Here is an 8,278-nt window from a genome sequence, read left to right as displayed (position 1 = left end):
GTGCAGGCTCTCGTCCCGCACCGACCAGGAGACGATCTGGCCCATGCCCTTCATCTTGTTGTGGCGCGGGAAGTTCATCAGCATGGCGAAGCTGGCGAACAGCTGCAGGCCCTCGGTGAAGCCGCCGAACATGGCCAGCGTGCGGGCGATGTCGGCGTTGGTGTCGACCCCGAACTGCTGCATGTAGTCGTGCTTGTCGCGCATCTCCTGGTAATCCAGGAAGGCGGTGAACTCGCTGTCGGGCATGCCGATGGTTTCGAGCAGCAGGGCGTAGGCCGCGATGTGGATCGTCTCCATGTTGGAGAAGGCCGACATCATCATCTTCACTTCGGTCGGTTTGAAGACGCGGGAATAGCGCTCCATGTAGTTGTCGTTCACCTCGACATCCGACTGGGTGAAGAAGCGGAAGATCTGGGTGAGCAGGTTGCGCTCGCGGTCGTTGAGCTTGGTCGCCCAGTCCTTGCAGTCCTCGCCCAGCGGAACTTCCTCGGGCATCCAGTGGACCTGCTGCTGCTTCTTCCAGAACTCGTAGGCCCACGGATAGCGGAAGGGCTTGTAGGCGTAGGAGGGAGTGAGCAGGCCGGGCAGGGCGATTTTCGAGGCGGTCACGGGCGGACTTTCCAGCAGGACGGATTCGACGGACGACGCGTTAGTGGGTTAACTTTAGCCATCGATCCACGACAACATCTAGCGGCGAGTTAACGCAGGCCCCCAAGATGTTGTGAATTGCATGGGGATGGACAGATGGCCGCAGCTCTCACCCTCTATGGCGCGCGGGGCTCCGGGGCGGTTCCCGTCGAGGCGGCCCTGACCTTGTTGGAGGTCCCCTACACTCTGATCGACGCCTACACCTGGGACCATGACGACCCGGCCAGCGGCGACCAGGTGTTGAAGGCCAATCCCATGCGCCAGGTTCCCGCCCTGGTGCTGCCGTCCGGCGAGGTGGTCACCGAGAGCGCGGCGATCCTGATCTGGCTGGCCGAGACCTATCCGAAGGCCGGGCTGGCGCCGGCGCCGGGGGATCCGAAGCGGGCCCAGTTCCTGCGCTGGATGAGCTTCGTCTCTTCGGCGATCTATTCGCTCTACTGGGTCAAGGACGACCCTTCGCGCCTCGTCCCCGATCCGGCTGGTCACGTTGCCCTGGAGACCCGCGTGCTGGACCGCATCGCCGAGTGCTGGGGGATGATGGAGCGCCAGGTCACGCCCGGCCGCTACATCCTGGGCGACGACCTCACCGTGCTGGACCTCTATGTCGCCGCGGTCTCGCGGTTCCGGCCGCGCCGCCGGCGCTTCCACGAGGTGGCGCCGAAGATGGGCGAGGTGGTGCGCCGGGTGGACGATGACCCGCGGCTGCACGCCCTGTGGGCCGAGCGCATGGGCTTCCATGAGGGGTGGGAAGGCTAGAGCGTTTCCCGCCTGACTTGGATCAAATCAGGCGATCAGGAAGAGCGACCAAGTCAGGACTCTAGAGCCCCGTTTCGATTCATTCGAAACAGGAACAGCTCTAGGTCTAATGCCGGGGTTTGATGGAGAGGGAGAAGGCGACCATCGAGTCGTCCTTGGTCTCCTGGCCCCAGACCATGTGCTGGCCCTTCACCTCGCGGTGGATGTAGCCCAGCGAGGTCTGCATGGCGCCCTTGCGCCAGCCGACGCCGAGCTGGGCGTCGCCGATCAGGGCGCTGGAGGGGTCGGTGGACCAGCCGGCGCCGTTCCAGTCGCCGTTGTTGCGCTGCATGTTCAGGCCCACGGCCCGACCACTGGCGGCGGCGAACAGGTACCAGCGCCCCTCATTGCCGAAGGCGGCGCCGTCGCGGACACCCATGGCGCCCAGGCGCGACTTCAAGCCGTCCGAGGCCTTCTGGCCCAGGGTGAGCATGGCGCCGGCCTCGGCCGAGCCGCCGGCGCTGGACACGCCCAGGCCCGCGTGGGGCGTCAGGGAGACGTCGTAGCGATCGGTGGCGAAGCTGACCGCGTCGGGCCAGTTGCGGGTGAGCGAGATCTCGTAGGCCTGGGCCTCGAACTCGGCGCGGTCGAAATTCACCGGTAGGCCGCCGGGCGTGCGAACCGCCCCGCCCACCGAGACCCTGAGCGAGTCGACGGCCACGCCGTGGTCGCCCAGCAGGACCTTGCTGTTGTCCCAGCGCACCGGGCCGACGCCGGGGCTGTAGGTTTCCCGGTCCAGCAGGTTGGCGATGAGATCGTCGTCCCGGGGCGAATAGGCCTTGGGATCGAAGGCCGCGCTCATCAATTGCGCGGCGCCCGAATCGAGGATGAGCGGTGTCGACTGCGCCGCGGCGCTCGTCGCCGCGCACATCCCGGTAATGCCCAAGGCGGTGGCCAGCCCAGCCATCGACCTCATGAGGCGATCTCCCCTTGCCGCGTCGTCAGGCGAGCGGCCCGACGACATTCTTCCACGCTCTGAGAAGGACGCAACGGGAAATTCGGTTCCCGTGCTTAACCGCCGCACCTGTCGTGGTTGGAAATTTCCCTGCAAGATCAGCGCCGAGGCTTGATGGATACGGTCAAGGCCACCATCGAATCGTCGCGATGGTCCCAGCCCATGATGGTCTGGGCGGCCTTCACCTTGCGCCGCATCCAGGCCAGCGAGGCCTGGACCGAGCCCTTGCGCCAGCCGACCCCGGCCTGGACGTCGCTGACCAGGGCGCTGGAGGAGTCGGTGGAGAGCCCACGGTTGGACCAGTCGCCGTTGGCGCGTTGCAGGTTCAGGCCCACGGCCCGGCCGCTGGCGGCGGCGAACAGGTACCAGCGGCCCCGGTCGCCGAAGCGCGCGCCGTCGCTGACCCCCAGGCGGTCCACCAGGCCCTCGGCCTTCCGGCGCAGGCGGACCATGGCGCCGGCCTCGGCCTCGCCGCCGGCGTTGGAGATGCCGACCCCGGCGTGGGGGGTCAGCTCCAGGTCGAACGGGCCGGCGTCCATAGCCACCAGGGCCGGCCAGCCGCGAGTGTAGCTGACCTCATAGGCCTCGGTGTCGGCGGAGACCGCCTGGCCGGGGCGCGGCGGCAGGGCGCCGGGCGTGCGGGCGATCTGGCCGATGGAGACCCGCACGGCGTCCACGGCGTGGACGGCGGGCCGGGCGATGGCCATCTCGGTCACCTTCCAGCGGGCCACCCCCTCGCCGGGGACGTAGGTCTCGGCGGCGAAGGCGGTGGACAGGTCCAGGGGGGTGCCGGTCATGGCCGGCTGGCGGAAGTCGGGCTCGAGTCCCGCCTCCACCGCCGCGCCGCCGGCGAGGTCGGGTGTGGGGGGCCGGACGAAGTCGACCGCCGCCGTCGCGCTGGGGGCGAAGACCGCCGCCTGCAGGCTGTTCCACTCTTCCTGGAAGACCCGGTCGCCCGGCGAGGCCTGGACGGCGGGCGCGGGGAAGACGGCGGCGCCGACCGCGGCCGTGGTGGCCGCGCATCCGAGCGTCAAAGCCATCGCCGCGAGCAGTCTCATAGCCACTCCGAGGGACCTGCGCCGTTAGGTCGATAAACCTTGTACCGCGGTGCGATCGACTTGGCGCCAGGGTTCTACTGGCAGGCGAGGCACTCGTCGTAGTCGGTCTTCTCGCTGGGGCCCTGGTCCATCATGACCAGGCCCTCGCCGCCGGCGTGGGCCGCGCGCTGCACCGACTTGGAGCGCAGATAGTAGAGGGACTTGCAGCCGCGCTCCCAGGCCTGCCAGTGCAACATGTGAAGGTCCCATTTGTCGACGTCGCCGGCCAGGAAGATGTTCACCGACTGGGACTGGCAGATGTCCGGCGTGCGGTCGGCGGCCAGCTCCACGACCCAGCGCTGATCCAGCTCGAAGGCAGTCTTGTAGACGTCCTTCTCGTCGTCGGTGAGGAAGTCCAGGTGCTGGACCGAGCCCTCGTTCTCCAGGATCGTGTCCCAGATCGCCGCGGTGTTCTGGCCCTTCTCGTCCAGCAGGCGCTCCAGATAGGGGTTCTTGACCGCGAAGGTGCCCGACAGGGTCTTGTGGCTGTAGATATTGGCCGGGATCGGTTCGATGCCGGCGCTGGTGCCGCCGCAGATGATTGAGATCGAGGCGGTGGGCGCGATGGCCAGCTTGTGGCTGAAGCGCTCCATGACGCCCATGTCGGCGGCGTCCGGGCAGGGGCCGCGCTCGGCGGCGAGCGTCCGGGAGGCCGCGTCGCACTGGCGGCGCAGGTGCTTGAAGAGGCGCATGTTCCAGGACTTGGCCAGCGCGCTCTCGAAGGGCACGTTCTGGGCCTGCAGGAACGAGTGGAAGCCCATCAGGCCCAGGCCCACCGACCGCTCGCGGATCGCGGCGTAGACGGCGTTCTTCATCTCCGGCGGGGCGCGGGTGATGAAGTCCTGCAGGACGTTGTCGAGGAAGCGCATGACGTCCTCGATGAAGGTCGGGTGGTCGCGCCATTCCATGAACTTCTCGGCGTTGACCGAGGAGAGGCAGCAGACCGCGGTGCGCTCGGCGCCCAGGTGGTCGGGGCCGGTGTGCAGCATGATCTCCGAGCACAGGTTCGACTGCCGGACCTTGAGGCCGAGGTCGCGCTGATGCTGCGGCATGGAGCGGTTCACGGTGTCGGAGAAGATCAGGTAGGGCTCACCGGTCTGCAGTCGGATCTCGAGGATCTTCTGCCACAGGGTGCGGGCGTCGACCTCCTTGACCACGTCGCCGGTCTTGGGCGAGCGCAGGCCGAACATCTCCCCGTCGCGGACGGCCTCCATGAAGGCGTCGCTGATGGAGATGCCGTGGTGCAGGTTCAGGGACTTGCGGTTGAAGTCGCCCGAGGGTTTGCGGATCTCGAGGAACTCCTCGATCTCCGGGTGGTGGATGTCCAGATAGACCGCCGCCGAGCCGCGGCGCAGGGAGCCCTGGCTGATGGCGAGGGTGAGCGAGTCCATCACGCGGATGAAGGGGATGATGCCGCTGGTCTGGCCGGCGCCCTTCACCTTCTCGCCGATGGAGCGCACCCCGCCCCAATAGGTGCCGATGCCGCCGCCGTTGGAGGCCAGCGCCACGTTCTCGTTCCAGACGCTTTGGATGCCGTCGAGCGAATCGCCGACCGCGTTCAGGAAGCAGGAGATCGGCAGGCCGCGATCGGCGCCGCCGTTGGACAGCACCGGGGTGGCCGGCATGAACCAGAGGTTGGAGATGTAGTCATAGACGCGCTGGGCGTGGTCGGCGTCGTCGGCATAGGCCGTGGCGACCCGGGCGAACATGTCCTGATAGGACTCCCCCTGCAGGAGATAGCGGTCCTCCAGGGTGGTCTTGCCGAAGTCGGTCAGCAGGGCGTCCCGCGACCGATCGACCTCGACCTTGCGGACCAGTTGCAGCTGCGGTCGATCGGCCCGTTCCGGGGCCGCCGTGTTGGCTTCCGAAACCGTCCGCAATACCGCTTCACTGCTGCTCATGATCCAAAACCCATAACTATCAGGCGCTTCCGTCTAGAACCGCCCCAACGCGGCAAGCCCTATATCTAGTGGTCGCCTAACCCCAGATACGCATCATATGGGGGCATGAAGCCTAATGACTCGTCAACGGGGGGAATGGCCGCGTCCCCAGGCTTTTTCGTTAACGAGGTCTTAACGTGGCTCCCTGGGGGTTGTTCGGCAAGGCTTTCAGCGGCGCCCGCCAGCCCCGGCTCACGACAGTGTGACAAAACATCTCGCCTCCCGAACGCGTAGTTAGAACTTGCACCCGCGGAGGCCGCGCCCTATCCCCACCGCGTCACTGGGGAGTAGCCGCCTGCGGTTCCAGCAGGGGGCGCGTCAACAGACTTGTGCGGGGCCGAAAGGTCCCAAGCATGGCGCGTCCGGCATCGAGCTTGGCGAGACCTTTGGCTTTCGTGCGCTGATCTTTTGCGGGGTCGGCGGCGCGGAAAGCCATTGGTATGCGCCTGACCCCGCCCGGACGCTCGATTCATGGAAGCCTTCCTCGTCTCCACCGGCCTCGTGGCCATCGCCGAGATCGGCGACAAGACCCAGCTGCTGGCCATCCTGCTGGCCGCCCGGTTCCGCAAGCCGGTCCCGATCCTGCTGGGGATCTTCTTCGCCACCATCGCCAACCACGCCCTGGCCGCCTCCATCGGCTCGGTGGCCGGCGCCTTCTTCGACGGGCCCTGGATGAAGTGGGTCCTGGGCCTGGCCTTCATCGCCTTCGCCGGCTGGGCGCTGATTCCCGACACCTTCGAGGACAAGGACGCGCCCCGCGAACGGGCCGGGTCCTCGGTCTTCTGGACCACCCTGGTGGCCTTCTTCTTCGTGGAGATGGGGGACAAGACCCAGGTGGCGACCGTGGCCCTCGGCGCCCGCTTCCATGAGGTGGCCCTGGTGGCGGCCGGCACCACGGTGGGCATGATGCTGGCCAACACCCCGGCGGTGTTCCTCGGCGACGCGGCCGCCACCAAGCTGCCCCTGAAGGCCATCCGCTGGGCCGCGGCGGCCTCCTTCGCCGCCATCGGCCTCTGGATCCTGATCTGGGGCTAGCCCTTCACCAGGGGCCAGAACAGAGCGATCAGCGGCGTGCCGGCGATCAGGACGAGCAGGGTCAGCGGCGCCCCGAGGCGGGGGTAGTCGCGGAACTTGTAGCCCCCCGGCCCCATCACCAGGGTGTTGCACTGGTGGCCGATGGGGGTGAGGAAGTCGCAGGCCGCGCCCACCGCGACGGCCATCAGGAAGGGGTCGGGATTGAGCCCCAGCTTGAGGGCCAGCGCCGCCCCCACCGGGGCCACGATCAGCACGGTGGCGGCGTTGTTCAGGAACGGCGTGGCGGCCATGGCCACGGCCATGATGGCGGCCAGGGCCAGCATCGGCGCCTGGCCGCGGAAGAGGGCCGAGAGCCAGCCGCCGATCAGGTCGGCGCCGCCGGTGGTCTGGATCGCCTCCGACACCGGGATCAGGGCCGCGATCAGCACCAGGACCGGACCGTCCAGGGCCGAATAGGCCTCCCGCATGCGGATCGAGCCGATGGCGATCATGACCACGGCGGCCCCGAAGAAGGCGATGGCCACAGGAACCACCTGGAAGGCCACCAGGACCATGGCGGCGGCCAGGATGACCGCGGGGGCCAGGGCGTGCCGGATGCCGCCCAGACGCACCTCCCGCTCCGCCAGGGGCAGCAGCCCGAGCGAGGTCAGGGCGGCGGGCAGGCTGCGCTCGCCGCCCTGCAGCACGATGACGTCCCCGGCCCGCAGGCGCACCCGGTTGAGGTGCTGGCTGAGCCGGAAGCCCGAGCGGCTGACCGCCAGCAGGTTGACCCCGTGCTGGCCGTGCAGGTCGAAGCGCTGGGCGGTCTCGCCGATCAGGCCCGACTCCGCCCCCACCACGGCCTCCACCACGCGGACCTCCTCGGTGGGCTCCTCCATGGAGAGCGGCTTGTCGGCCCGGGTCAGGCGCAGTTTGGCCCGGGTGATGAGGTCGTCCAAGCCGTGCGGTTCGCCCTCCAGCAACAGGGTGTCGCCGGGCAGGATCTTGGTGTTGGGGTGGGGCTGGGACTTGCGCCTGCCGCCGCGCAGCAGGGCCATGACCCGCACCTCGTGGTGGGCCATGGCGTGCAGGTCCAGGATGCGGTTCTTCTCGAAGCTCCAGTCCTCGGGAACCTTCACCTCGGTGAAATAGGCGTTGGCCGCCAGGGCCGCGTCGATGTTTGTGGTCGGGGTGCGGTCCTTGGGCAGCATCTTGTAGGCGAAGGACAGGAACAGCACCCCCATCGCGGCCAGCGCCAGGCCGACGGGAGCGTAGTCGTACATGCCGAAGGGCTTGCCCAGGATCTGCTCGCGCACCTGGGAAACGATGATGTTGGGCGCCGTCCCCACCAGGGTCACCAGGCCCCCCAGCAGGGCGCCGAAGGACATGGGCATCAGCAAGCGTCCTGGAGAGGTCCCGGACCGCCGCGCCACCTGCAGGGCCACCGGCATCATGATGGCCAGGGCGCCGACGTTCTTGGTGGCCATCGACAGCAGGGTGACCGCCGCGGTCAGCACGGGAACCTGGCTACGCTCGGTCTTCAGGCGCGGCAGCAGCGGCCGAAGCAGGGCCTCGATGATGCCGGAGCGGGCGAAGGCGGCGCTGACCACCAGGGCGCTGGCGATGATCACCGTGATGTCGTTGGAGAAGCCGTCGAAGGCGTTCTTGGCCGGCACCACCCCCAGCAGCACGCCGGCCAGCAGCGAGACGAGCGCGATCAGGTCGTAGCGGAACCGCCCCCAGATGAAGGCGCCGATGGTGACGGCGATCAGGCCGAAGGCCAGCGCCTGTTGATGTGTCATGCCTCGCCCCGCGCCCAATGGCTTGGG

7 protein-coding genes and 1 riboswitch are annotated in these 8,278 nt (G+C 68.2%); of the genes, 2 read left to right on the top strand and 5 right to left on the bottom strand.

Features of this window, described 5'->3' with window-relative positions; genetic code table 11:
• The coding region (locus Q7T09_RS01990; protein WP_304697290.1) for a ribonucleotide-diphosphate reductase subunit beta at nucleotides 1-609 on the bottom strand (609 nt) is incomplete at its 3' end.
• 135 nt (nucleotides 610-744) lie between these two features.
• Between Q7T09_RS01990 and Q7T09_RS01985 the strand changes: the two genes are divergently transcribed.
• Complete coding sequence (locus Q7T09_RS01985) at nucleotides 745-1,404, top strand: glutathione S-transferase family protein (RefSeq protein ID WP_304697289.1); 660 nt, start codon at nucleotides 745-747, stop codon at nucleotides 1,402-1,404.
• A 106-nt stretch (nucleotides 1,405-1,510) separates the two neighbouring features.
• On the opposite strand, the gene Q7T09_RS01980 is transcribed toward Q7T09_RS01985, so the two are convergent.
• The 3 genes from Q7T09_RS01980 to Q7T09_RS01970 form a co-directional block, all read right to left on the bottom strand.
• Nucleotides 1,511-2,359, bottom strand: coding sequence for a lipid A-modifier LpxR family protein (locus Q7T09_RS01980; RefSeq protein WP_304697288.1), 849 nt, complete (start codon nucleotides 2,357-2,359; stop codon nucleotides 1,511-1,513).
• Nucleotides 2,360-2,496: 137 nt separating this feature from the next.
• Nucleotides 2,497-3,438 (bottom strand): lipid A-modifier LpxR family protein, encoded by a 942-nt coding sequence (locus Q7T09_RS01975; protein WP_304697287.1) that lies wholly within the window; start codon nucleotides 3,436-3,438, stop codon nucleotides 2,497-2,499.
• Between the two features lie 92 nt (nucleotides 3,439-3,530).
• Nucleotides 3,531-5,396, bottom strand: a complete 1,866-nt coding sequence (locus Q7T09_RS01970) for a ribonucleoside-diphosphate reductase subunit alpha (protein WP_304697286.1) — start codon at nucleotides 5,394-5,396, stop codon at nucleotides 3,531-3,533.
• Between the two features lie 309 nt (nucleotides 5,397-5,705).
• A riboswitch (yybP-ykoY riboswitch) is annotated at nucleotides 5,706-5,889 on the top strand.
• Between the two features lie 17 nt (nucleotides 5,890-5,906).
• On the opposite strand from Q7T09_RS01970, the gene Q7T09_RS01965 reads away from it, so the two are divergent.
• Nucleotides 5,907-6,470 (top strand): TMEM165/GDT1 family protein, encoded by a 564-nt coding sequence (locus Q7T09_RS01965; protein WP_304697285.1) that lies wholly within the window; start codon nucleotides 5,907-5,909, stop codon nucleotides 6,468-6,470.
• On the opposite strand, the gene Q7T09_RS01960 is transcribed toward Q7T09_RS01965, so the two are convergent.
• Nucleotides 6,467-8,251 carry an SLC13 family permease gene (locus tag Q7T09_RS01960; RefSeq protein WP_304697284.1) on the bottom strand — a complete coding sequence of 595 codons (1,785 nt, stop codon included), beginning with the start codon at nucleotides 8,249-8,251 and terminating at the stop codon, nucleotides 6,467-6,469. The two genes, Q7T09_RS01965 and Q7T09_RS01960, sit on opposite strands and share 4 nt — an antisense overlap.
• Nucleotides 8,252-8,278: the final 27 nt, after the last annotated feature.

It is taken from the genome of Phenylobacterium sp. (genome assembly GCF_030645195.1).
GTDB lineage: Bacteria > Pseudomonadota > Alphaproteobacteria > Caulobacterales > Caulobacteraceae > Phenylobacterium.
This window is presented reverse-complemented; position numbering and strand designations above follow the sequence as displayed.